Source organism: Microcoleus sp. F10-B2 (genome assembly GCF_036704965.1).
Taxonomy (GTDB): domain Bacteria; phylum Cyanobacteriota; class Cyanobacteriia; order Cyanobacteriales; family Microcoleaceae; genus Microcoleus.
In genome coordinates this window covers 62,608-87,789 of record NZ_JAUBTB010000023.1, presented here as the reverse complement: position 1 = coordinate 87,789, position 25,182 = coordinate 62,608, and the positions used below count along the sequence as shown (strand labels likewise).

The 25,182-nt window shown below is 47.1% G+C and carries 24 protein-coding genes; 6 read left to right on the top strand and 18 right to left on the bottom strand.

Features of this window, described 5'->3' with window-relative positions:
• Positions 1-239: 239 nt before the first annotated feature.
• On the bottom strand, positions 240-980 hold the full coding sequence (locus tag QUA99_RS11710; RefSeq protein WP_333236870.1) for a response regulator transcription factor: 741 nt from the start codon (positions 978-980) through the stop codon (positions 240-242).
• Between the two features lie 110 nt (positions 981-1,090).
• Positions 1,091-1,249: a hypothetical protein gene (locus tag QUA99_RS11705; protein WP_333236863.1), complete on the bottom strand. Its 159-nt coding sequence runs from the start codon at positions 1,247-1,249 to the stop codon at positions 1,091-1,093.
• Between the two features lie 264 nt (positions 1,250-1,513).
• Between QUA99_RS11705 and QUA99_RS11700 the strand changes: the two genes are divergently transcribed.
• Positions 1,514-2,260: a creatininase family protein gene (locus QUA99_RS11700; RefSeq protein ID WP_333236862.1), complete on the top strand. Its 747-nt coding sequence runs from the start codon at positions 1,514-1,516 to the stop codon at positions 2,258-2,260.
• Between the two features lie 194 nt (positions 2,261-2,454).
• Here the strand turns inward: QUA99_RS11700 and rpsF are convergent, their stop codons facing one another.
• Positions 2,455-2,790 carry a 30S ribosomal protein S6 gene (gene rpsF / locus QUA99_RS11695; protein ID WP_333236859.1) on the bottom strand — a complete coding sequence of 112 codons (336 nt, stop codon included), beginning with the start codon at positions 2,788-2,790 and terminating at the stop codon, positions 2,455-2,457.
• Between the two features lie 15 nt (positions 2,791-2,805).
• Between rpsF and QUA99_RS11690 the strand changes: the two genes are divergently transcribed.
• Entirely contained in the window at positions 2,806-3,723 is a 918-nt protein-coding gene (locus QUA99_RS11690) for a carbohydrate ABC transporter permease (RefSeq protein ID WP_333236858.1), read from the top strand.
• 372 nt (positions 3,724-4,095) lie between these two features.
• On the opposite strand, the gene QUA99_RS11685 is transcribed toward QUA99_RS11690, so the two are convergent.
• From QUA99_RS11685 to glyA, 7 genes are all read right to left on the bottom strand, one after another.
• Positions 4,096-6,648: an HDIG domain-containing metalloprotein gene (locus tag QUA99_RS11685; RefSeq protein ID WP_333236857.1), complete on the bottom strand. Its 2,553-nt coding sequence runs from the start codon at positions 6,646-6,648 to the stop codon at positions 4,096-4,098.
• Positions 6,649-7,082: 434 nt separating this feature from the next.
• The gene (locus QUA99_RS11680; protein ID WP_333236854.1) at positions 7,083-8,231 is read right to left on the bottom strand and encodes an ADP-ribosylglycohydrolase family protein; all 1,149 of its coding nucleotides are present in this window, start codon (positions 8,229-8,231) and stop codon (positions 7,083-7,085) included.
• 167 nt (positions 8,232-8,398) lie between these two features.
• Positions 8,399-8,839, bottom strand: a complete 441-nt coding sequence (aroQ, locus tag QUA99_RS11675) for a type II 3-dehydroquinate dehydratase (RefSeq protein WP_333236852.1) — start codon at positions 8,837-8,839, stop codon at positions 8,399-8,401.
• A gap of 112 nt (positions 8,840-8,951) precedes the next feature.
• Positions 8,952-9,089, bottom strand: a complete 138-nt coding sequence (locus tag QUA99_RS11670; RefSeq protein ID WP_333054680.1) for a hypothetical protein — start codon at positions 9,087-9,089, stop codon at positions 8,952-8,954.
• A 299-nt stretch (positions 9,090-9,388) separates the two neighbouring features.
• Entirely contained in the window at positions 9,389-10,645 is a 1,257-nt protein-coding gene (locus QUA99_RS11665; RefSeq protein ID WP_333236850.1) for a competence/damage-inducible protein A, read from the bottom strand.
• 133 nt (positions 10,646-10,778) lie between these two features.
• Positions 10,779-11,834 carry an MraY family glycosyltransferase gene (locus tag QUA99_RS11660; protein ID WP_333236848.1) on the bottom strand — a complete coding sequence of 352 codons (1,056 nt, stop codon included), beginning with the start codon at positions 11,832-11,834 and terminating at the stop codon, positions 10,779-10,781.
• Positions 11,835-12,422: 588 nt separating this feature from the next.
• Complete coding sequence (glyA, locus tag QUA99_RS11655; RefSeq protein ID WP_333236846.1) at positions 12,423-13,706, bottom strand: serine hydroxymethyltransferase; 1,284 nt, start codon at positions 13,704-13,706, stop codon at positions 12,423-12,425.
• A 168-nt stretch (positions 13,707-13,874) separates the two neighbouring features.
• Here glyA and QUA99_RS11650 point away from each other — a divergent pair, with 168 nt between their 5' ends.
• Together QUA99_RS11650 and QUA99_RS11645 are read left to right on the top strand one after the other, a co-directional pair.
• On the top strand, positions 13,875-14,072 hold the full coding sequence (locus tag QUA99_RS11650) for a hypothetical protein (protein WP_006631916.1): 198 nt from the start codon (positions 13,875-13,877) through the stop codon (positions 14,070-14,072).
• A gap of 142 nt (positions 14,073-14,214) precedes the next feature.
• Entirely contained in the window at positions 14,215-14,688 is a 474-nt protein-coding gene (locus QUA99_RS11645) for a Tic20 family protein (protein WP_333236844.1), read from the top strand.
• A 150-nt stretch (positions 14,689-14,838) separates the two neighbouring features.
• Here QUA99_RS11645 and QUA99_RS11640 read toward each other — a convergent pair whose 3' ends face one another.
• From QUA99_RS11640 to QUA99_RS11630, 3 genes are all read right to left on the bottom strand, one after another.
• Positions 14,839-15,615 carry a fumarylacetoacetate hydrolase family protein gene (locus tag QUA99_RS11640; protein ID WP_333236842.1) on the bottom strand — a complete coding sequence of 259 codons (777 nt, stop codon included), beginning with the start codon at positions 15,613-15,615 and terminating at the stop codon, positions 14,839-14,841.
• Positions 15,616-15,703: 88 nt separating this feature from the next.
• Entirely contained in the window at positions 15,704-16,360 is a 657-nt protein-coding gene (locus tag QUA99_RS11635) for a 5-formyltetrahydrofolate cyclo-ligase (protein WP_333236839.1), read from the bottom strand.
• Between the two features lie 206 nt (positions 16,361-16,566).
• Positions 16,567-17,961 (bottom strand): NB-ARC domain-containing protein, encoded by a 1,395-nt coding sequence (locus tag QUA99_RS11630; RefSeq protein ID WP_333236837.1) that lies wholly within the window; start codon positions 17,959-17,961, stop codon positions 16,567-16,569.
• Between the two features lie 248 nt (positions 17,962-18,209).
• Between QUA99_RS11630 and QUA99_RS11625 the strand changes: the two genes are divergently transcribed.
• Both QUA99_RS11625 and QUA99_RS11620 read left to right on the top strand, forming a co-directional pair.
• Complete coding sequence (locus QUA99_RS11625; protein ID WP_333236835.1) at positions 18,210-19,172, top strand: GTPase; 963 nt, start codon at positions 18,210-18,212, stop codon at positions 19,170-19,172.
• Between the two features lie 3 nt (positions 19,173-19,175).
• Positions 19,176-19,754: a GTPase gene (locus QUA99_RS11620; RefSeq protein ID WP_333236833.1), complete on the top strand. Its 579-nt coding sequence runs from the start codon at positions 19,176-19,178 to the stop codon at positions 19,752-19,754.
• A 357-nt stretch (positions 19,755-20,111) separates the two neighbouring features.
• On the opposite strand, the gene QUA99_RS33105 is transcribed toward QUA99_RS11620, so the two are convergent.
• From QUA99_RS33105 to QUA99_RS11600, 5 genes are all read right to left on the bottom strand, one after another.
• Positions 20,112-20,261, bottom strand: a complete 150-nt coding sequence (locus tag QUA99_RS33105; protein ID WP_445251000.1) for a DUF6972 family protein — start codon at positions 20,259-20,261, stop codon at positions 20,112-20,114.
• A gap of 89 nt (positions 20,262-20,350) precedes the next feature.
• The gene (locus tag QUA99_RS11615; RefSeq protein WP_333236831.1) at positions 20,351-21,295 is read right to left on the bottom strand and encodes a GDP-L-fucose synthase; all 945 of its coding nucleotides are present in this window, start codon (positions 21,293-21,295) and stop codon (positions 20,351-20,353) included.
• Between the two features lie 408 nt (positions 21,296-21,703).
• Complete coding sequence (gene gmd, locus QUA99_RS11610) at positions 21,704-22,735, bottom strand: GDP-mannose 4,6-dehydratase (RefSeq protein ID WP_333236829.1); 1,032 nt, start codon at positions 22,733-22,735, stop codon at positions 21,704-21,706.
• A 225-nt stretch (positions 22,736-22,960) separates the two neighbouring features.
• Entirely contained in the window at positions 22,961-23,692 is a 732-nt protein-coding gene (locus QUA99_RS11605) for a sugar transferase (RefSeq protein ID WP_333236827.1), read from the bottom strand.
• Between the two features lie 293 nt (positions 23,693-23,985).
• Positions 23,986-25,152, bottom strand: a complete 1,167-nt coding sequence (locus tag QUA99_RS11600; protein ID WP_333236825.1) for a glycosyltransferase — start codon at positions 25,150-25,152, stop codon at positions 23,986-23,988.
• Between the last annotated feature and the right edge of the window lie 30 nt (positions 25,153-25,182).

Genomic DNA, 25,182 nt, shown 5'->3' with positions numbered 1-25,182 from the left:
AATTAAATAACTTACAATTTATTGTTCTTGTGGGAGGGGCGCCCCGCCCGTCCTTCCTGGACGGGCGGGACGCCCATCCCACAAATACGTGTAAATTATTTAATTCGCGATCCTAAGTTCTCTTCTGAGAGAAAATCATAGTACGTGGGTAAGTCTTAATAGACAAATAAGGACACAACAATGTTGTGCCCCTACGTCTACTCGACGACAATTTTCCACCCTACAACTGATTTAAAAATTTAACCAAATCGATAGCCGAACCCGCGTACCGTAATGATATATTCCGGTTGGCCCGGATCTATTTCCAACTTTTCGCGCAGCCAGCGGATGTGAACGTCAACTGTTTTGGTGTCTCCGATAAAATCTTGACCCCAAATTTTTTCCAGCAACTGATCGCGAGACCAAACTCGCCGGGGATAACTCATAAATAGTTCTAGTAACCGAAACTGTTTAGGAGAAAATTTCACTTCCAGACCGCGAACCAACACCCGGCACTCTTCAGGATACAGAGTTATGCTCTTATATTGCAGCATCACCGGTTGCGGCAACTGACCGAGGCGCTGGCGGCGCATCAGGGCCCGACAGCGAGCGATAAACTCCCGCATTCCAAAAGGCTTAGTCAGATAATCATCCGATCCGGCTTCTAGGTAAAAAGCGCAATTGTTGGCACTTCCTCTAGCACCGATAATCAAAATAGGGACGGGATTTCCTTGATGCCGTAACATTCGACACAGATCCAAACCGTTAATGGAATCCATAATTAACAGGTTAAAGGCAAATTCACCGTGGTATGACGAAGAAGCCTGCACAGAAGGCAGAGCATTGCGCCCGTCGCTAGTAACCACCACCTCGTAGCCCTGTTCTTTAAGGGCTAAAGCTAGCATTTCCCGCAACAGGTCTTCACCTTCCAATAACAAAATTCGGCCAGCTTTTCCAACAGCCAACCTTGAAGGACATTCGCTTAATTCAGCAGAAGACATAAATATAAGTGGGAGTGATGTTTGTATGTGGCTAGCGCGAAGTGCCTTCTTCAGTAGCTGAGGCACTCTCGCGCTGCGATCGCTTGTACGATCGTTATTTGTTCGATCGCTTAGAATCCTTCGCCAGTCCATCCCACAGACACGCGCTCGACCTTTGCTACTTGCTCGTGCAAGGAATACAGCCGTAGAGCAGTTGCCGGAACCGCGCTGTCTGCCTGCGTCCAGGCGTCAGAAGGCTGGTCGTTTTTAGGGGTTGGTGTTAATTTCATAAAACATTGCCCGCTGTTAATTGACCAGGTAACACCCAATCTATAGGGAGATGCTTGTTATACTACTCTTAAAAGGTTATTAAAAGGTAAAGTTTGGGTAATCAATTGGTTAAATTATTAAGGTTAAGTAATATAACTGTAAAGTTGCGATCGCTATTTAGAGCTTTGTTTAAGAATACAATAATAAGTTTACCCAAAGTCCTTTTTCTGCGCCTCCCGGCTACGATCGACGATAGCAAGTAAAAATTCTATAGACTGCCTATAATGTTGCTGCATTTGAGTACCTGGCCCGAGGTAGAAGCTTATCTAGAGAGCTCCCAAGGCATAATTATCCCGATCGGTTCCACCGAACAGCACGGGCCCACCGGCTCGATCGGCACTGACGCTATTGCTGCCAGTGCTATTGCCTGCGGTGTCGGCGAAGCAGCCAATGCCTTAGTCGGCCCGACAATTAATGTAGGGATGGCCTTGCACCACACCAGCTTTCCCGGCACCATCAGCCTCCGACCGCAGACCCTGATACTGGTAATCAGGGATTATATCACATCTTTGGCAAAAGCGGGATTTGAGAAATATTTCTTCATTAACGGTCACGGAGGCAACATTGCCACGATGAAAGCAGCATTTTCCGAGACATACGCGCATTTGTCGGACTTGAATCTACCAAATGCCGATCGAATCCAGTGTCAAATTGGCAACTGGTTCATGTGCGGTTCAGTCTACAAACTCGCAAAAGAATTGTACGGAAACCAAGAAGGTTCCCACGCCACCCCCAGCGAAGTCGCCTTAACCCAGTACCTTTATCCCGAAGCAATCAAGCAAGCTCCGCTTTCGGAAGAAGTTGGTTCCGGGCACAAAATTTACGGTGCTGCTGATTTCCGCCGCCGATTTCCCGACGGCAGAATGGGTTCAAATCCGGCCTTAGCAACTCCCGAACACGGCCAGCAGTTTTACGAGTTAGCAGTCAAAGAACTGACTAATAATTATTTGGAGTTTTTGAACTCAGATTAACGTTTTTTTTACTCGTTATATCAATTCCGGTTGCATCGGAATTAATATTGCCCGAACTCGGGAAACGGCACTGCCGTTTCCCTACAATTAATCTGGCGTAGGGACACGGCACTGCCGTGTCCTCGCTTGTAATTCCGGCGCAGCCGGAATTGATATAACCAGGCTCTTTCCTGGTAACGAGTAAAAAACTCGTTTTAGGCGGCGGCTTCCGCTTCCGCTTCCGCTTCCAGTGCATCTGGCACATCTTGCTTAATCGTCAAATAGCGAATCACTTCCTCGCTCAGACGCATCGCGCGCTCCAGGGTAAAAATTGCAGCCCCTGGAGCTGTATAGTTCATTTGAACGTATACTCCATCCCGGTGCTTGCCGATTTCGTAAGCCAAACGGCGCTTGCCGCGGTGCTGAGTTTCGATATTTTCAGCACCTTGATCGCGCAAAATTGTTTGATATTTCGCGATCGCCTGGTCTGTCATTTCCTCACCCAAATCAGGGCGCAGAATGTACATAGTTTCGTAAATAAACGGTTTCATGGCAATAATCCCCTTATGGACAACAAGGCTTCTCACGAAGCAAGGACTTATTATCATATCCCAACCATGAACAATCTCAAAACTAAAAAACCAAATTCCCCAAACAACACTCCCTCGCCGTGGAACACCCTGTGGACGTACAGCATCATGAGCGCGATCGCACTTTTAATGCTGTTTCCCCTGCTGTGGCTGCTCAGTACCTCCCTCAAATCCCCCACCGAAAATATCTTTCAATTTCCCCCGCAACTGTTACCGCAACAGCCAACCCTCGAAAACTTCATCAAAGTTTGGCAAACCAACCCCTTCGGCCGCTACCTGTTCAACAGCAGCCTGATTGCCGGCCTCACAGTTAGCATCAACGTTTTCTTTTGCGCCCTCGCCGCTTACCCCTTGGCCAGACTCAACTTTCGCGGTCGCGAAGCCATCTTAATCGCGATCGTTTCCACAATCATGATTCCCTTCCAAATAGTCATGATTCCCCTGTACGTATTGACAGTACAACTAGGACTAAAAAATAGTTACCTAGGCGTAATCTTTCCCGGACTAGCCTCAGCTTTCGGCATATTTTTATTGCGGCAAGCCTTCCTAGCAGTTCCCAAAGAACTCGAAGAAGCAGCCCGCATCGACGGCTGTACAGAATTAGGTATTTGGTGGCACGTCATGATTCCTGCAATTAAGCCGGCTTTAGTTACTTTAGGAATTTTTGTATTTATCGGTTCTTGGAGCGACTTTCTGTGGCCGCTGCTTGTTTTGGACAGGCCGGAATATTACACGTTACCTTTAGGCGTAGCCAATTTAGCCGGGACATTTTCTTTGGATTGGCGTTTGGTAGCGGCGGGTTCCATTATTTCTATTGTTCCAGTTTTAGGACTATTTTTGCTCTTGCAAAAATACATTGTGCCGACAGAAACCGCCGCTGGAGTCAAGGGATAGAATCAAGATACACAATCGGCATTTATCCGCGTTCATCTGCGGTTAAAAATTAAAATCTTTTGAACTCACAACTGACAAAATTTATTTGTTATGTAGGAACTGCCAGAAATCCGCTGGATTGTTGACTGCGCTGCGGTCGTAAATACTATCATCGCTTTTGCAAATGCGATCGATGCCGAAGACTGGCAAAAATTGCGATCGCATCTAGCAGACGAAATAGATATCGACTATTCAGAATTTCGATGAATCAAACAAACTGTGGTAATTTTCAGCGACAATACTCAAGTGCATGGCGCTTTGCGGGACACATCGCAATCAAATTTAATCCACAACTGAAATACGATCCGATTTTTCATAACTAAAAATTCCCTCCTACCGGGGAGTGAAAACTGCACTAGGATAAGCAATCCGCTTGTGATTGAACTGTTCCCAAACCCGCACAAAAATCTCCGCGATTAGAGACATATCCTCCCGAGTCAAACCCGAATCAATCAACTGATTATCCTGCCAGCGAGCCCTCAAAATCCGATTAACCATATTCAAAGCCTCTTCATGAGTAGCATCCTTGAGCGATCGCAAAGCAGCCTCGCAAGAATCCGCCAGCATCAAAATTCCCGTTTCCCGCGACTGCGGAATCGGCCCGTCGTAGCGAAAATCCTCCTCCCTCACTTCCCGACTTGCGATTGTTAACTTTGAATTACCCGCATCTGGCAAAGCCCTCTTTAAATCTTCTGATTCTTTTGCAGCAATTTGCTGCGCTTGGTGGTAGAAATAAGCAATCAACATTGTACCTTGGTGTTCGGGAATAAAGGCCTGAATCGCCTTCGGCAATCGATGCTTCCGCGCCATCACCAAGCCCTCGGTAACGTGCTTTTTAATAATCTCCGCACTCGTCCAAGGGTCATTAATTTCATCATGTTTGTTTGCCCCGCCCATTTGATTTTCACAAAATCCGAGCGGGTCGTGCATTTTTCCAATATCGTGGTATAATGTGCCAGTTCTGACCAGCTCAACATTGCAGCCGAGCTCCCGGGCAGCAGCCTCCGCCAAACTCGCCACAAACAGCGTGTGCTGAAAAGTCCCCGGAGCCTCGGCAGCCAACTTCTTCAGCAGCGGGCGGTTGGGATTGGCAAGTTCCGCCAGCCGGATCGGCGTAATCAAGTCAAAAACGTGTTCCAAATAAGGGCTGATACCGATCGCCACAACGCTCCAAGCCAAACCGGCCAAACTTTGCGCGCCCACCGTACCGAGTACCACGTACCAAATCGCACCGGCAGCCGCGCTGGCAATTAAAGTCCCCACCAGATAAACCGTGCCCTGAGTCAAACCGACAGCCACGCCCAAAAGAGCCAATTCCTCGCGCGATCGCAGCCGCCCGGCCATAAAAGCACCCAGCAATCCCCCCGCCCCGCTAGCCACCAAATGAATCAACTCCACGTTTAAGCCAACGGGCAGCAGCGCCGACAGCAGCCCCACCACAGTCACTCCCACCGCCGAACCGTAGAAGCCCCCCGCTAAAATCCCGATCGCGGGCAAACTCGTCCAAGGCAGCCCCAAACTAACCAGCACCGGCGCGCTCAAAGTCAGCAGCAGCAATAGCAAATGATCTCTCCGGCGCAAGCGGTAGTGCCTTTCCACCAGCAGTACGATCGCAATTGCCCCCGCTACTAAACAAACAAAACCCGTCAGCCCCAGCCAATTTACCCCCCGCCGGCTCAAACCAAAATAGTCCAGCAACACGAAATCTTCCTGCGAGATCTCTTTTCCTTCTGCAACAATTATCTCGCCTTGCTCTACTGCGATCATCACCGGTTTCACCTTTTGCGCCGCTAATTCAGCTAGCTGTTTGGTTTCCTCGGGATTTCTCACCAGATTTGGCTGCAAAATCGCTGTTAAACCCTCTACCGCCAAAGCTTGGGACTCTAACGGCACTTCATCAGCCACTTGCAGCCTCACAGCTTCTTTCAAAATCTCTTTTGGCAAGCCCTGCGGGATACCTTGAGCCACCATCCTTTTTGCCGCCCGACTCATACCGGTTTGGGTTTTCTGCCAAGCTGCATCCGACAAATCAAACAGCGAAGTATCGTAAATCTGTGGGATCCCCACAACCGACGGTTTTCCCAGACCCTCCACAGCATTGAGATAGCGCCGGCGAGCAGAGGAAATACTGTCTGTCAGGCTTTGAAAGTCTACTGCCGGGACCTCACGGCTGTAAGCTTGCAGTTGAGCGATAGCATCTTGCTGAGACTTGTTCTCCGTCTGCGCAGCACTTGCGGGGGAATCCAAACTCAACCGCTCGGAAGTTGCACTGTTGTCCCCCGCTTGCGCCAAAATCGATCGCCACTCCCACTCCGGACAGCGCCGCAAGTAAACCTGAGCCGCATTTGAGAGGACCGAGGGACTGGCAAACGGAAACGGGCCTACCGCCTGCCGGAGCTCGCTTCCCTGCTGCAAAAATTGTTGTAATTCTTGATAAATTTGTCGATCGACTGCAGAATCCAGCATTAATATAGCTACAGCCCCGATCCGCGCTGCTTTCCGCTGTTCTTCAGTAGTTTTGTAATCGGGGATGCTAGCACTAGCAGGAGCCTTAATCGTCTGAGGAGCTTTCGTCCCCACATCCAGTTTCGGCTGGTTGTAGAAGCGGTGGCCCAGAGTGCTGCTTAGGGAAACTACCGCGACCAGCGCCAACATAGGAGAACGAGCTTGATTTTTGAGGCTTGATTTTGAGGTTTTACTTCTAAATCTAGTAAAAGTCTCGGGCAGATCCCATTTCTGGAGCGACAAACGGCTCAGGAGAGACCCGCCAGCCCGTAAGGTATCTGCTTTGCTGCCACCATTTTGCACTTTAGCAATGTGTTGGCGCAGTGAGCGCGCAGCCCCTAGCTGCTCAATCTGCCGCATCAATGAGGAGAGCGTATTCATTTGTGTCGAAGATATATCACTGTTATCCAGCAGCTTTGTCAGAAATTCTGACGGTGCATCTTGATTGAGTTTATCCGAACTACCGTGGCTGAATATTCAACCCTCCAGGCTACTTTGCCTGACTGTCGCCAGCAGTTGGGTTTCCTGACTGTAGCCAACAACGCAAGCAGTGTTCTCAAGCTTCTGCTGCTTCTTTCCTTCCCTCGTCCATCTTTAACAGGACTCGCGTAGGGCTAAAAACCAGATTTCTCCGTATATATCTCGTTGCCCAACCCCCTCTTCTCCTACAAACCCGGTTTATTGGGGCAGGCGCGTCCGGTTTAATTTTTGAGTTTTTAATATTTAATTGTCGGTCTCCTTCCACTTGCGCTTTTGACTTGTTAATTGGTAAATGCTAATTTCTGGTTTCCCCTTACCGTTAAAAGCTCAAAACTTTATATTTTACGAGGTCTAATGACATAAGGTGCAGCCACCGCTCGGGCGAGCGCTGCGGAGTCCAGGCTGGCCGAAGGCCTGTAAACTCCCGCCCAAACAGCAAACAGATTATTTGCTAACTCCACAATTGTTGCATCGCTGCCAATTTGCCAGACAGAGGGTTCTGGGCCTTCGGCTAGCGGTAGCGATTTAACTGCAGCCGAAGATACTTGTCGCCATTCTACAGGAATCGCAGCAGCGCCGTTGTACGCTCCCGACAAAGCTCCCGTCAAAGCGCAGGTAAGCTGTCCGGTTATGCCGGTGCGGGCGGCCCGCACCACTGACAAGCGTAAGTCTTCTGGGGTGTTCAAGAAGCAGTAGAAAGCTAGGGCAATGGGAATGAAATTTCCTGGGTTGACTATTGACTCGGTTTGTGAATTTTTCTTGCCGTCGCCCTGTCTTTCTCGCAAAGCTGTGGCGCTTTTGCACAGGTGAGTTGCGGCTGTTTCTAAATCGGCTCCCTTTTCTAGTAGTATTTGTACTTGCAGCAGCAGCTCTGTTAAGGCATTATCTGTTTTGACGTAGGCAATTGTTTGCTCGATCGCGGTGGCGGGGTCAAGTTTTTCTTTGAGAGCTCGGGCGATCGTATATTCCACTGCTAAAATTGCTGTTTCCCATTCTGGCTGGTTTTGGTTGGGCCAAACCTCTATCGCCAGCATGATTTTTTCTCGCAGCTTGGCTTTATTTTCGTGAAAAAACATCGCCGCAGGCAGCGCCGCCACAGCAGCTTCACAAGGGTTGAGGATGCTTTCAAACTCACTGCTTGGGGGATGGGAGATTTCCGACTTGGCAAATGCTTCCCAAGTATCGCGCCAATCTTTTAAATCTAAACCGCTGCACCGAATTAAACTTTGAGCGCACGCTACCGCAAGTCTCCCGGATGCGGATGAGTCTTTGCCACTTGGGACGTTACTGTTGACAGAATTCAACGCCAATGTTGCGCCACTTACGGTCAATTGTTGGTGTTTCGTCAGCGGTAAAATCGGCTCCAAGTCTTCTGTTTGGGGGGGAATACCCACCAGTTGCCTTTGGTATTGCAGGCCTATAGAGTCTCCTAAAACTGCCCCCAGGATGGTTCCTTGAAACTTGCTCAACAGGGAATGCCGCATTTGAATTTAACTCAAGTTGTTAGTAATTGGTAATTTATAATTTATAATTTTTTCTGGTATCCTTTTTTGCCAAAGTCTTGTGATTAATTGGAATTAAGCCCAAACATATAAGGGCTGGTTTTCCATTTAAAACCTGCCCTCATCCGATCGCTACAATCGGTAAATTTTTAATTTTTAATCAGGTAACTAACTAGAGCTTGCAGCCCCAGCAGGTAACTTTCCGATCCAAAACCGCTGATTTGCCCGATCGCCACCGCTGCGATAAACGAGTGGTGCCGAAAAGCTTCCCGCCGGTAAATATTGCTCAGATGAACTTCTACCGCAGGGATATTCACCGCGGCGATCGCGTCTCTAATTGCCACACTCGTATGAGTGTAAGCTCCAGCATTAATCAATAAGCCTTGGTGCTGCCCTAACATTGAGTGAATGGCATCCACCAATACCCCTTCATGATTCGACTGCTGAATTGAGACTTTCACCTGGAGGGCTTGCGCTTCTCGTTCTAGCAACTTGTTGATATCATTTAAAGTCGCAGAACCGTAAACTCCAGGTTCTCGCTGACCCAATAGATTCAGATTAGGGCCGTGAAGTACCAGGATATTTAACAATTTTAAAATTTCCAGCGCAACAAAAATGTTGAGATTTTTGACATGGGATTTAGAACCAGTCTGCAACCTCAAAGCTCAAAGCTCAAAGCTCAAACTTGCAACCCAGTGCCGACTATCGGCGATTTCTCGGTTGGTTGACAGGAATACGAATCGGTTCGAGTTCCGGTTGAGCTTCTGGATTCAGCAATCCTTCTATCAGCTTGCGAACCCATTCTTTAATTTGTTCCAGCACCTTTTCAATGTCTTCCATTGAACGGATAGCTCCTTTTTTTATAGTCTAGATTGCTAAACCGACGGCTAAATCCCTGAAAACAAGCAAGCACGACTTTGAAACCAAAGGTCAAACTTGCTTTCTCGCTTGCTGGTTTTTTTGAGCAATGGAGAGAGTCAGTAGATTGGCCAATCAGTCCTATCTTATTATCATAACGAATCTTTACAGATAATCAAGAGGCAAGGGGAAAATTGCGGAATTATCTCGGAGTATAGAGTGTTAAATAAAGCTTAAGCTTACGGCTGACTGTTGACAATTGACAAATCGTGGGATTTTTTCTACGCTTTTGCCAACAATAATTTACGCCGGAGCCGATCGAGCGCCGTACAGCTACTCAGATTCCGAATCCAATCGCGGCCTCGGGCATCCCCAAAACGGTATTCAAAACTTTCTACGTCGCCGTGGGGGCCAGCTAAACCGACATAAACCAGTCCGACAGGTTTAGCATCTGTGCCACCTCCGGGCCCGGCGATGCCTGTAATGCTCAATCCCCAATCGGTATTGAGGCTGGCGCGAACTCCCGCAGCCATTTGTGTTGCCACTTGGTGGCTGACTGCCCCAAATTCGGCTAAATCTTGCGGATTAACACCTAATAATCCTTCCTTAATTCGATTGTCGTAAGAAATAATCCCGCCTAAAAAGTAGCAAGAACTGCCGGGAACACCAGTCAGCATCGCCCCCAATCCACCTCCGGTGCAGGATTCAGCCACGCTGAGGGTTTGCCCCGCATCCAGCAACAATTGGCCCGCAGTCGAAGCGAGGGTATCGCTATCAGCACCGTAACAGTCTAAGCCGGCAATTTGCCGCAATTGTTGTTCGATCGGCTCAATCAAGTTTGAAGCAGCCACCGATGACTCCGCGCGGGCCGAAATCCGCAGTTTGACTTCGCCGTGATTGGCGTAGGGAGCCACAGTAGGATTAGTTAAATTCAGAAAACTATCTACTTTTTCGGCCAGTGCCGACTCAGCAATCCCCCAAAATTTCAATGTGCGGCTGTAAATAGTGGCGCTGCACCAGCCGCCATTTTTCAGGTAAGGAACGGCGGTTTCTCGCCACATCAAGTGCATTTCCGCCGGTACGCCGGGAAATGTCATTACTGTCACGTTGTGAATCGGCTGCCAAATAATGCCCGGTGCAGAACCGCTGCGGTTCGGCAGAATGTCCGCAGTTTCTGGAATTAAAGCTTGTTTGCGATTGCTGGGACTCATGGTGCGTCCCCGCTGGGCAAATTTGTATTCGATATCTGCGATAATTTCCGGCTTTTCTATTAAGGGAACCCCAAAAAAATCGGCGATCGTTTCGACTGTGAGGTCGTCCGGTGTGGGGCCGAGGCCTCCGGTGAAGAGCAAAAGCTGCGATCGGCTGACTGCGATTTCTAACACTTTTTTGATACGTTCTGGATTGTCCCCCACCACTGTTTGATAGTAGTGAGGGATTCCCAGACTCGCTAATTCTTTCGCTAAAAACTGGGCATTGCTATTAAGAATATCGCCTAACAGCAATTCAGTGCCAACACAAATAATTTCAGCAACCATTCAATTTTAGATTTTAGATTTTAGATTTTGGATTTGAGATTGGGGAATTAGGGAATTGGGCATAGGGCATGGAGCATTAGAAATTATTTATTTTTCTTCCTTCCTTCTTCCTTCTTCCTTCTTCCTTCTTCCTTCACCTAGCGTGTCTCCAAACTTTCCAGCTAGCATATCCCAGCAAACTTGTCGCACCCATAGCGTAAATTACGCCGCTCGGAAGCGAAAAAGCTAGGGCTAAACTTCCCACCCACAGTGTCAGCGAGTAAATAAATAAAACCGCAAATCGATGGGATAGTCCGGCTTGTAGAAGTCGGTGGTGGAGGTGGCGCTTGTCAGCAATAAACGGTGACTTGCCGTTGCGCAGTCGATCGAGAATCACCGCCGACATATCTAAAATCGGTACAGCTAAAATTAAATATGGCAGCAACACAGAAGTAACAGCCGTAGTTTTAACTAACCCAATTACTCCCACTCCAGCGAGAGTAAACCCGATAAAATAAGCCCCGCCATCTCCCATAAAGATTTGAGCCGGATTGAAGTTGTAGCGCAGAAATCCCAAGGCCCCGCCAGCTAAAGCCGCTGCAATCAGGGCCGCTGCCGGTTGGTGCATCGACAGACTGACAATCAGCATCACAACTGCTGCAATCCCTGAAACTCCGGCAGCTAAACCGTCCAAACCGTCAATCCAGTTGATGGCGTTGGCCATGCCTACGAGCCAAATCACGGTAATTGGCAAGCTCAGCCAGCCAATATCAGTCAGTCCCAAGGAGGGAACTGTCAGAAACTCAATTTGTACGCCTGCCATCCAAACGATGCTGGATACGCCAATTTGCATGAGCAAGCGTTTTAAGGCCGACAGGGAAAATAAGTCGTCTGCTAAACCGATGAGGAAGAATCCGATGCCGCCGAGGGTGACTCCCCAAATTTCGTATTCGTCTTTGGGATTGAGAACTTGTCCGCTAGCATCGATGAAGCCTCCTGAAAGCCAGACAAATAAGAGGGCAGTGATAGTGCCGAGAAAGATGGAAACTCCTCCCAAGCGCACCATCGGGCGCTTGTGGACTTTTCGCTCGCCTGGCCGATCGACTCGCCCGCTTTTGAGACCAATTTTTTTGACTATTGGCGTACTCCAGAGGACGACGATCGCAGAAATCAGAAAAGCTACTACGTGGTACAGATACTGGTACGGCATCTGAAATCAATTTTAAATAGTGCGGGGCAATTAGTCTGTCAGGCAGAGTCTACTACATTTCAGATGGCTTATAACAAGGAAACATCTTGAAGAGCGACTGGGGGTTTGAGAGTCGGAGATTTGCCGCAATGGCAGTTGCCCTGGGGCGAATTGTCAGGTTTTTCATTCCTAACTCTCGAATTAACGATTTGAAATATCGACTCTTTCGCGATCAAAAAAGTCGATATTTGGCGAGCGGGCCCAGTTGAGCGGTATCTTTGGCAACCTACAAATACCGTTATTCAAACCAGCCCCGCCCGACAAATATCTTTACTAAAAACCGCCTTGGCGATCGATATTTTTGGTAAAAACCGCTTGTCAATATCGCTACAGGCAACTCTCAATCTTTTCCTGCTCTTTATATCCGCCCCAAAGCGGTTACAAGCCCCCGATACGATCGATGGTCGATCCCAAAATTTTAGATGCTAGTTCAATCCCCCAGATTCAATGCGAGAAGAAATCTAAAATCTAAAATCTAAAATCTAAAATCGACTAACCCTTTTACCCGTACACTTCCAACTACCAATTCCCTATTGCCGATCAGGAAAATTAAGCTAATGCCGGCACTTTCAAGTACAAGTGGGGATATAAGGGGAAGCGATCGCACAGTGCTGCTACTCGACGCAGGCAGTCGGCTGCGACGCTTTCATCATCTGGATTTAGCAGGCGATCGGCAATAATATTGCCAATCTCGGTAAATTCTGCTGTTCCCATTCCCCTGGTGGTCATCGCCGGCGAACCGAGTCTCAAACCGCTGGTGACAAAGGGCGATGCCGGATCGAAAGGCACGGTATTTTTATTAGCAGTAATATTCACACCGCTGACTAATTGGTCTGCTCGCTTGCCTGTCATGTTTACCGATCGCAAATCAACTAGCATTAAATGATTGTCCGTGCCGCCGGAAACAAGTTTTAAACCCCGCTGCTGCAACCGTTCCGCTAAAGCGCGCGCATTTTCAATTACTTGACCCGAATAAGTTTTAAATTCAGGCTTTAAGGCTTCGCCGAAAGCTACTGCTTTGCCCGCAATAACGTGTTCTAAGGGCCCACCTTGAGTGCCGGGGAACACTGCTTTGTCAAATTTTTTACCTAATTCCGGGTCATTAGTCATAATCAAGCCACCACGGGGGCCGCGCAGGGTTTTGTGAGTGGTGGTGGTGACTGCGTGACAGTGAGGGAGGGGGTTGGGGTGATGCCCTGTGGCGACTAACCCGGCGATGTGGGCGATGTCGGCGAGCAGGTAGGCTCCGATTTCATCGGCGATCGCTCTAAACTTCTCAAAGTCGATAATTCGCGAATATGCTGAATAGCCACAAATTAGCAATTTCGGTCGGTTTTCTTTGGCGAGTGCCAAAATTTCGTCATAGTCAAGCTGTTCTGTTTCTTGGCTGACGCCGTAGTGAAAAGCTTTGAACCATTTGCCGGATACGTTGACCGGCGAACCGTGGGTCAAGTGTCCGCCGTGCGACAAATCCATGCCCATAATTCCGTCTCCGGGTTCCAGCAAGCTCAAAAATACTGCAAAGTTGGCTTGAGCGCCGGAGTGGGGCTGGACGTTGGCGTGAGCTGCTCCAAATAGCTGTTTGGCGCGATCGATCGCAATTTGCTCGATGCCGTCAATAAATTCGCAGCCGCCGTAGTACCGTTTCGCTGGCAGTCCTTCGGCGTATTTATTGGTCAGCACTGAGCCTTGAGCTGCCATTACCGCTGCGGATGTAAAGTTTTCGCTGGCGATGAGTTCTAGGTGGTCTCGCTGCCGCTGGAGCTCTTGCCCGATTAAATCGGCAATCAGCGGATCGGTTTTGGAAAGGAATTCTAAGTTAGTGTCCGTCACAATAATCAACCTCTTGACAGTTTTGGGATTGGGAATTGGGGATCTTATACCGTACTACGGATTTCGCACCATTGACATAAATATTACGTTGTGTTCAGGTTAAGCCGTTTGTCCCTAACTGCTGACATACAATGAAATTACTGGTGTGAAACCTGCCGGAGGTATCAAATGTTAGTCATTTTAATGGAAAATCAGATGCTTGCCCCTCAGTGTGTTTGCCAAAGTTGTTTGCTGGCCGATCGCACTGGCCAACCGCGCTGGAGCGGTGGAGAGCTTCGCTGTGGACATCCAGTTGCTAAACCTACGGAAAATTTGCCCGATCGGTACGAGTGTCAAATGGGCTTCGTCATTGCCAACATTAAATAAGAAAGCCTGCCGTTGGTTGTTGAGGCTGCTCGCCGCTGAGTGAAAAGCAAGTTCCGGCAGAGTCGAAACACAAACCCTGCTGCTGCGTTATCCTGAGTTTAATGGAATTCATAGTTAATCGATCGACTCAGGAGAGTTCATTATGACTTGGCGCGGATCTACAACTGTTCCAGACCGGATTTTTGCTTCTTTGCCTTATTTGCTCCCGTTGATTGACGGGCTTACCTTTGGCGCGTTTCTGTTTAGACAGTTTCCTGTCCTGCAACTGTTGTTTATACCGCTAGCTCCTTTGATGGAACTTTATAGGTTGCCATTTGCTAGCTTGATTATCTTCTTTGCCCTGTATTTAGGAGTAGTTAGAAACGAAAACATCAGTCACTTCATTCGTTTTAATGCGATGCAGGCGATTCTTTTAGACATTGTTTTGATGCTGTGCGGTCTGGTTTTGCCGATTTTTTCTAACGGCCTCCAAGTCGCATTTATTGCGGAAACTCTGTATAACATGGTGTTTTTGGGCGCTTTTGCTGCATTTGTCTATGCAGTCGTGCAGTCGCTTTTGGGACGCTATGCAGAGATTCCTCCGCTTTCGGATGCTGTTTATATGCAGGTTCGTTAGTTAGTTGACTGTTGGCAGTTGGCAGTTGACAGTTGACAGTTGGGAGTTGACAGGTGGGAGTTGGCAGTTGTTAGTTGGTTATTATTTGTTGGTTCTAATGCCCAATGCCCAATGCCCAATAACTAATAACCAATAACTAATAACCAATAACTAATAACCAATAACTACTGTATTTTCAAGACTGCCGATGCCTTCAATTTCGATGCGGACTCGATCGCCTATTTGTAGCGGCCCTACTCCTTGCGGCGTTCCAGTCAGTATCACATCGCCGGGAATTAGGGTCATTACTTGACTGATGTAGGAGACGAGAAAGTCGGGCGAAAATACCATGCGATCGATCTGGGATGACTGTACCGGTCGCTCGCTCTCATTGACAAAAGTCTGCAATTGTGCAGCCGGACTCAATTCGCGGACAATCCAAGGCCCCAAGGGACAAAATGTATCGAACCCTTTGGCCCTCGCCCACTGGTTGTCCCGCTTTTGCAAATCTCTGGCTGTTACGTCATTGGCGATAGTATAGCCCCAAATTTTGCTGTGTGCTTGTTCGGGAGTGCAGTTGGTACAATGTTCGCCAATTACCAGGGCTAATTCTCCCTCGTAGTCTACCCTTTCCGACTGCTGCGGATAGCGAATCGCTGCACCTGCGGGGATGACAGCACTCGGAGGCTTGAAAAACAGCAGGGGTTCTTCCGGTACTGGGGTTCCCATCTCGGCGGCGTGATCGACATAATTTTTGCCTACGGCTACAATTTTTGAGGGAGAGCACGGGGCGAGAATTTGGTAAGTATCTGGTAAAAGTTCCAAATCGGTTGGTTGTCCTTTTAACCAGGGCGGTGCATCAAATACTTGAACGCTGTGGCTGAGTTGCAGTAAACCGTAATGGATGTGTCCTTGTGTTGTTTTTACTCGAACGTAGCGCTGGGCCATACTATTTTAGATTTTAGATTTTAGATTCTAGATTCTAGATTAAGAGGATATAGGCATAATTGCGGAAAATTAATTTGTTTATGCCCGTTTAAGATTTTCGCTGTGCAATTTTGCAACCGCTTTCTGTGCAAATTCCGTGCAGCGGTTTGTCCCAGGAGTCAACTGGTAGTTGAGCGAGTAAGGCAAATTCAAAGATAATGCCGATCGTAACTTTTGATTCCCACTCAGCTAAACTGAGCATTCGATCGTAATAGCCGCCGCCGTAGCCCAAGCGATAGCCGCCAACATCGCAGCCTACTGCGGGTACGAGAATTAAATCTACTTCTGAGCAATCTATTTTAGGAGCATCCGGCAGGGGTTCGAGTATGCCATAAGCTCCAGTATGTAAAGCATCTCCGGGCTGCCAGATGTGCCAGGATAGCTCTTTGCCGACACAGCGGGGAAATCCCCATTTTTTAGGGGTGGGAATGGCATTTGTGGGACAGGCATCTTGCCTGTCTCCAGAATTGAGCAGCAAGGATGCCTCCTCCACAGAAGATATAAATAGGGGACTTAAATCTGGTTCTTGGCGACAACTGAAGTAGGCGAGGATTGTTTTTGCTTCGGTGAATAGGGGGGAGTTTTGCAGGCGGTTGCAGATGCGATCACTCTTTTGTCTCCATTCTTGTGCTGATAGGGATTTGCGCGTGTTGAGGAGGGATTTTCTTAATTCTGTTTTAGTTAATGAAGGTTCAGCAGTATTCATATTGCATATTAAATCATCGCTGCGGGTAGGGACACGGCATTGCCGTGTCCTCAAAATGGGGGACACGGCATTGCGTTGTCCTCAAAATGGGGGACACTCAAAATGGGGGACACTCAAAATGGGGGACACTCAAAATGGGGGACACGGCAATGCCGTGTCCTCAAAATGGGGGACACGGCAATGCCGTGTCCCTACAGATATCGTGGCTAATTAACTGGATTTGATATTACATATTGTCTCACCACAGGACAAACGCTGAATAGCATTTCATTCTCCTGTTCTTCTATTTCCACTAACGATCGCCTCCCCAAAGATTGCAGCCCATTGAATAACTCCGAGGGCGATAAATCGGCATCTTGTAGCAATTGCTCTATTGAAACTGAATTTGCTTCGCGGCTGAGGCGGCAGATGAGGTTTTTTTCTAATTCTGACAAACGATTTATCTGCGGGTGCAATGTTGCTGCCAATTCTTCCCCTAAGAATAGCATATCATATTTCAAAAATTCTGCAACCCTACCTCGGAATATTTCTTGAATGGTGGTGGCGACTATTTTTAACCACAATGGATTGCCTCGGTAGGTGTTAATTAAGTTTTCCCAGGTTTCGGGATTGAGTAAAGTTTTTTGTCGGAAAATTTCGGCTGCTGCTGTATTTATGCCTTTGAGTTGCAAGGTGCGAACTGGTGAATTTTCACCTTTTAATGCGGTAATTTCTCTGGGAGGTTCCCAACTGTTGAGGATTAAGCAACTGTTGTGGGTTGTTTCTCCGATTTGTCTGAAGAGGATGCTGTAATTTTCACAGTCTGGGCGGTAATTTCCTGCTAGTTGTCCGCTGCTGAGAATGGTTTGCACGTCGTCGAGGATAATGAGACAGCGGTTTTTTCGCAGAAATTCCATTAATAGGGAAAGTCGATCGGGGATGTTGCTAGGGAGTTCGATTTCGGGTTGATTTAAAATAAATTTTAGGAGATTTTTTAAGGTAGTTTCTAAGGGTGGGGAGTGGCGGAGACTGCGCCAGATGACGTATTCAAAGTTATGCTGAATTTTTTGGATGAGGTGGAGGGAAAGTGCGGTTTTGCCGATACCGCTGAGTCCTGATATTGTTGCGAGGGTGCACTTTTCTTGGACGATCCATTTTTCGAGGGTGGCGAGTTCGGATGTGCGATCGCACAATGATGAAATGTGAGGTGCGTCTGCTAAGTCTAGTCTGGTTTGGGGTTGAGAGGTGTCTGAGGTGGGGGCGGAGGGCGATCGGGTTTTTGGAATTTCGGGAGATTGGCTATCTGTACTAACATTAACGTTACAAAATACAAAATCCTTACCAAAGTTTTGTGAAACGATGAATACTTGTCGTCTCTCAAGTGCCGAGCGTAAATTTGATTGAGTTACTTCTTCACCCAAGACATTTGATAAACGCTTCCATAATTTTGAGGCGATATTTCTGATGTGACCTTCGCTACAATATGATGTTTCTGCGATTTGAGAGTATTTTTGACCTTCCCATACACCCAGCAGGATGGCTTTTTGCAGATCGTCCAAGTGTTCTCCTGTTTTGGCGAAAACCATTTCGTCGGCAAATCTCAAGACTTCTTGAACGTCCATTGGTCGGGTAGGTGTAGTGGTTTTGCTTATTTTATCAGACTTTTTATGACATTTTATGATATCTCTTACAAAATGTGACTTTTTGCGATAGATATTGTGTAACATTAATTACATTAAATTACATTTAATCATAGACTACAATGAAAAATTCTGTATATGATATATTTACGGAATTAAAGGCTGTAATTTAATAGCAACAATTGAATACCAGGTTGTTTATTTCGTTTATCAACTAGGAGAATCAAGCTATGTCTGTATTCAATAGCAATGATGAAGAGCAAGCAAGAAATTGGTTAGAAACTCTGAAGGAAAAACTGCAAGTAACGCAGGGCAAAAAATTCACTTTTCTATTGGTTGGTCGTACAGGAGTTGGAAAGTCAAGCACTGTAAATAGTTTGATGGGTAAAACAATTGCTGTAGTCGGTGACTATGAACCTTGTACAATGGATATTAAAAAGTATGAGAATGAACTCAATGGGATTAATTTCACTATAATTGATACTCCTGGCTTGTGCGATGATCTTGAGGAAGTTGGAAATGATTATGAATATTTAGAACGGATGCGTTCCGATGTCAGCCATGTTGACTCTATGTGGTTTGTCAGCCGTTTAGATGAAACAAGAGTTACTAATGACGAAAAACGAGGAATCAAACTGATTTCTGAGGCTTTCAATTCAAAAATTTGGGAACAAGCTGTTATTATATTTACTTTTGCAGGGGCAAAAAATGCCTCAGACTATCCGATTGCATTGGAGAAAAGGACGGAACTCATTCGGAAAGAGATCGCTAAATACACTGGCATTGGAATAGCAAATAACGTTCCGTCAGTTGCAGTTGATAACAAAAGTGAGAGAACTCCCGATGGACAAAAATGGTTAGGTGAACTTTATACGCAGATATATGCAAGAATTTCTGCTAAAGGTGCAGCACCATTTTTCATGGCAACTGTAGAGCGAGTCAAACGACCTGATAAGGAAAGAGAAGTTATAATAGAAAAAATTTATGAGCCAGCCCCAACATATACACCTATTGAGCTTAATGAGAGGCAGGCGGCAGTAGTCGCAAATAAGACTTCTGAGGTGCTAGGACTTGCAGCGATGGGAGGAACTGTTGGGGCTACAATTGGCTCTATAGCAGGGCCTGTCGGTGCTGGTATCGGGGGTGCAATTGGTGCAGCAATAGGATTTTTAGGTGGGTTGTTCCGTTGGTAAACTATGCGTAAATTTCTGCTAGTGGGACGGACAGGTGTTGGCAAATCAAGTTTTATCAATGCGGCGTTTGGTAGTTACATTGCTGAGACTTCTGAGTATGAAGCTTGTACAAAAATTGTTGAGCATTATGCTTACAAAACTCCTCTAGGCGATGTGTCTCTTATCGATACACCTGGATTAGCTGAGGATGACGAAGCCTGTGATGAAGCCTACCTATCTTTAGTACGGGCTAAAGTTAATTTAGCTCACATTTATGCAACCATCTATGTGACTAGGCTTAACGAAACACGTTTTCGTCCAGACGAAAAGCGAACACTACGCCTTTTGACTAATCGACTTGGTGCATCTATTTGGAATCGCTCTATCCTTGTTTTAACGTTTGCTGCATCTATACCTAACCATCAACTAGAGATAGTTGCAGAAAAAAGGAGTCAACAAATTTTTGAGTTTATCCAAAATCTCACAAAAGAACAGGATGTTGACCAAATATTTCAAGGATTTGAGCAAACATGGTTGGTGGATAATATTGTAGATAATTGGACATCTGATGGATTACCTATTCTCTCAGTATTAACAAATTGATCTCTAATCGCTTCCTTTCGTCGTTAATGACACTTATCAAGTCATTAGACAAGAAACTTGCGATTGAGTTTACCATAACCTCATCCCCAAGTGCGATCGCCCTTCCTGAACCGAGGTGCGATCGCCCTCATTTTATTGATTCAAACTATTTCCGAGGCTAAAAGCCTACCATCAACTCGCTCATATTCATCTTCCACTAGCCACGAGTGAGCCTGATCGTAACTTGAACTTAAAAACAGCGGTTTATAATTCGCCGATGGCTCGTAAATACAACACTTACTATTTTTGCCACCCACTAACATCAGAATTCGAGGCGGGAAAACAATCGGATCTACCCACAACTCGATAAAATCCCAATCATTGATTTGTTCGGCGAGGTTTTGTGCGAGGGATCACATGGTAATTATTAGTTCCTTTGATGATTTTAATTTCTGCGTAATACAGCGGAATGCGACTGCCGTTATTAGTGCCAGAAGGCGGACTGGTTTGTGTAAGATAGGTTGCCACCGCCGACTATTATAAATGAGGTTTCTAACCCGCATTTAGTATTATTCCTAAAAAAACCCGGTTTCTTCAAGAAACCGGGTTTTTCACACTTACGCGGCGTGTTGTCGATACCAATCAATCGTATTTTTCAACCCTTCCTTAAACTGCACCTCCGCCACAAAACCAAACTTTTCCTTAGCCCTTTGGGTATCCAAACAGCGGCGCGGCTGACCGTTCGGTTTGTCTGTTTCCCAAACAATTTCTCCCTTAAATCCCATCAATTCGCAAATAGTTTCCACTAAATCACGAATTTTAACTTCGCTATTCGTTCCCAAATTAACCGGGTCAGATTCACTGTAATCTTGGGTTGCCATCACAATTCCCCGGGCGGCATCTGTGGAATACAAAAACTCGCGGCTAGGGCTGCCATCGCCCCAAACAGGCAGTGTTTTGTCTCCCCTTTCTTGGGCTTCGTAGACTTTGCGAATTAATGCGGGGATGACGTGGGAACTTTTTGGGTCAAAGTTATCTTCCGGGCCGTACAGATTGACTGGTAGCAAGTAGATACCGTTGAATCCGTACTGCTGGCGGTAGGATTGCAGTTGCACTAATAAGGCTTTTTTGGCAATTCCGTAAGGTGCGTTAGTTACCTCTGGATATCCGTTCCACAGGTCGTCTTCTTTGAAAGGAACTGGGGTGAAGTTGGGATAAGCGCAAATGGTGCCGACGCAGACAAATTTTTCGACTCCTGCTTCGTAGGCGGCGTGGATTAGTTGCGCGCCCATCATCAAATTGTCGTAAAATAATTCAGCGGGTTTGAGTTGGTTTAAACCGATGCCACCGACGTGCGCGGCGAGGTGAATGATGATATCTTGTTTGTCGGCGGCGCGCTTGCAGTTTTCCATGACGCGGAGGTCGCAGTCGATCGATCGAGTCACCGAAATTTTATCAGCATCGGCCCCTGCTTTCACTAACTGGTCGATTACCTGACGGCCCAAGAAACCTGCGCCGCCCGTGACTAGAATGCGTTTGCTGCTTAAATCCAAGCTTGTCATAATTTTAGCCTCGGGATTTTGAATAAGGGTCGATCGACAATTTCAATTCTAAAATTGTTGCTTTAGCAAAAAAAGCTTTCAGCTACAGGATGAGGTTGCCCGCAAATCTGTTTTAGCTGCAGTAGATAAGGACAATTTGCTCCGTGCACACCCGAAAGTTAGATTTATGAGTAGCGAGTCCTCAACTATCATGTTAATGTTTTTCTTAGTCCGCACAGCCTAAAATTTTGCGAGCAATTAAGCTGGTTCTTTGAATGCCATCGCGGGCTAATAGCTTTAACAATTTTCTCATCAGTTGTGAACTCTGTGTAGGGGCAATCCCCGGCGCGAGGCAGCCTTTCGCCAATGGGGGTAGACACGGGGTACTACCCCTACAAACTGTTCCCAGTGACCGCTTTGTTTAGCGGCTCAATCAAATCCGTTGCCCGAACCCCGACCTTGTTGGTCTAAAGCTTTCATGTCAGCATCTACCATTAAATGTACCAACTCCTGAAAAGTTACAGAAGGTTCCCAATTTAATTGCTGGCGGGCTTTAGTCGAATCGCCTATTAACAGTTCGACTTCTGCCGGACGCAAGTAGCGTTCGTCAAACTCCACATATTTTTGCCAATCTAAATTGACGTAAGTAAAAGCCAAATCGAGAAATTCCTTAATGGAATGGGTCTCGTTAGTAGCAATGACATAATCGTCAGGCTTGTCTTGTTGCAGCATCAGCCACATCGCCCGCACGTAGTCTTTAGCATAGCCCCAGTCGCGCTTGGCATCGAGATTGCCCAAGTAAAGTTTTTTCTGCTTGCCTGCGACTATTCTGGCCACGGCGCGAGTAATTTTGCGAGTTACAAAAGTTTCGCCGCGGCGGGGAGATTCGTGATTGAACAAGATGCCGTTGCAGGCAAAAAGTCCGTAAGATTCGCGATAATTTACTGTTTGCCAGTGACCGTAAACTTTGGCGCAGGCGTAAGGACTTCTGGGATAAAAAGGAGTTGTTTCCTTCTGCGGAACTTCCTGCACCAAACCAAACATTTCCGAAGAACCTGCTTGATAGAACCGCACTTCTATGCGGGTGCGGCGCTGATAGTCCCGAATTGCTTCTAGCAGGCGCAATACTCCCATTCCTACTGTGTCAACCGTATATTCCGGCGAGTCAAAACTGACTCGAACGTGAGATTGAGCGCCTAAGTTATAAATTTCTACCGGCTGAACTTCTTCCAAGATGCGGCGGAGAGTGGTGCCGTCTGTCAAGTCGCCGTAGTGTAGAAACAGGCGCGCCCCCTCGCTGTGAGGATCGACATAGATGTGGTCAATTCGATCGGTATTGAAACTAGAACTGCGCCGGATAATGCCGTGAACTTCATATCCTTTCTCTAACAGTAATTCGCTCAAGTAGGAGCCGTCTTGACCTGTAATACCTGTTATTAGCGCTCGCTTGCGTTGCGTCATCTGATTTTCCTTTGACAGGCTGTGTTAATTCACTTCGGAATTTCCGGGCAGAGGCTGTTGTTGCCTGCCGGTCGTACTCTCAAGCTCTACGTTAACTCACAATTCTTCAAGCGGCATCAAGGAACTGTTTCGTTTTGGTAATAGTTTGCCGCTTGCTGTCAGTAGTCAGCATCAGTGGTCAGTAACAAACAAAACTAACTACCGATTGCTGACTGCGGACAAAAATTAGTATGCGCCGTTATTTTTGGGAAAAATCACAACTCCAATTGTTTTGAAAACAATCCACATATCCATCCACAGGTTTTTGTCATTAGCGTAATAGAGGTCGATTTGGACTCGGCGGGGATAGGGAATGTCGTTGCGACCGGACACTTGCCACAAGCCTGTAATTCCAGGTCTTATGGTGAGAATTTTGTTGATGTGATTGCCGTATCTCGGCAGTTCTTCTTCAACTAAAGGTCTGGGTCCGACGACGCTCATATCTCCTTTTAAAACATTCCAAAACTGGGGAAACTCGTCTAAACTGGTCATTCGTAAAAATCTTCCAATCCAGGTAATCCGAGGGTCTTGTTTCAGCTTGAAATTGTCCTCAAACTCTTGACGCAAATGCGGAGATTTTTCCATGATTTCCAGCAATATATCGTCCGCATTTTCCACCATCGTTCTGAATTTAAGGCAATAAAACATTTTACGGTTTTTGCCTACTCGCTCCTGTACGTAAAAAATAGGCCCGGACGAGCTTAAGGCAATCGAGAGAGCCAAAAGCAGGTAAACCGGAGCAAACAGGATCAGAACCGATAAGGAAAACAGGATGTCAAATAACCGCTTGAAAAATTCTCCGTCGAGGCTCTGTAGAGAACGACTTATGCGTCTATCTCCTTGCAGGACAGGCCCAAAACCGCGTCTCGCGATCGCTCGAATTACCTTGCCGGAGATTAGTTGGCTGTCGGCAGTCATCTTACTCCTTCACTTCACACCACACACAGTCCTGATCATAAAGCCTCAAGACGCTTTGTTCTCTCAATTATGTTTCCAATACTCAATTTTCTGCATTCAGAAGGCTTCAAAAGGCACAATGCAACGGAAGTTGAAGGCTTCTGAAGGCAGAAGGAAGCAGAAACAGGGCTTCTCAAAGCAGAAGGAAGAGGGCACAAGGCACTTATGCAGAGGGCTTCTGAAGGCACTTATGCAAAAGGCAGAAGAAAAATTTTCCGACTTCCTGACTCTCGGGCTCTCGGGCTCTGCCACCTTCAAGTCCCAGACTTGGTAAAATCGCGGGATTGAAATTCCTGATAGCAGCGTTCCACAAAAGCTAGATAGCGCTGCCCAAAGACTTCGGGGGCAAACTCTTGAGCGCGCAACCTGGAGATTTCTGGCTCAAATTTGCCTTGCAACTGCTCAAATTCCTCGACAGCTTCGACTAATGCTGCTGCGGTTTGGGAGGAAAAAAATAAACCTGTCCCAGTCTCTGGGTGTTGGCGAATGTCGAGCACTGTCTCCAAAGCGCCCCCTGCTGCATAGGAAATTACCGGCGTTCCGCAAGCTTGAGCCTCTACCAAAGCTATGCCAAAATCTTCGCAAGCTGCATAGACAAAGGCTTTCGCCTCTGCCATATACTTTTCAACTATTTCGGCCGGCTGCCAGCCGAGCACTTGCACGTTAGGTTTGGCGAGAAGCCGAATCATTTCTAATTCTGGCCCGGTACCGATGACAATTAGAGTATGCCCGAGTTGATTGAATGCTTGGACGATCGCACTTACGTTTTTGTAACTTACCAACCGGCAAACTGTGACGTAAAAATCTTGTTTTTGCCGCATCAAGGAAAATCGCTCGATATTTACCGGCGGATAAATCACCTGGGCCCGCCGCCGGTAGCACCGCCAAATTCGGCGCGCAGTGTGTTGAGAGTTAGCGATGAAATAATCAACGCGATTGGCGGAAATTACGTCCCACTGCCGCAGTCGGTGCAACAAATATCGCGTCAGCAGGCCCGGGATGCCCCGTCCGGCTTTGCTGCTGCGCAAATAGTCAAAAGTTAAGTCCCAAGCGTAGCGCATGGGCGTGTGGCAGTAGCAGACGTGCATTTGCTGGGGACTGGTGAGGATGCCTTTGGCGACAGCGTGGGATGATGAGAGGATGATGTCGTATTCTCGCAGATCTAGTTGTTCGATCGCGATCGGCAGAAATGGCAAATATTTTTGGACACCGCTGCGGGCTGCGGGAAAGTGCTGCAAAAATGTTGTGCCAATCTGTCTTTTGAAAAGATAGCTTTCGGGATTGGCCGATTCAAAGTCGATGAGGGCATAGACATCTGCCTCGTCTACGTATTTGAGAATTTCCTGCACTACGAGTTCTGAACCGCCAGTAGCTAAGGGCGTCAACCATTCGTGCACGAGGGCGTATTTGAGTTTTTTCACTTGTTATGTAGCCGATCGAACGATTTGTTA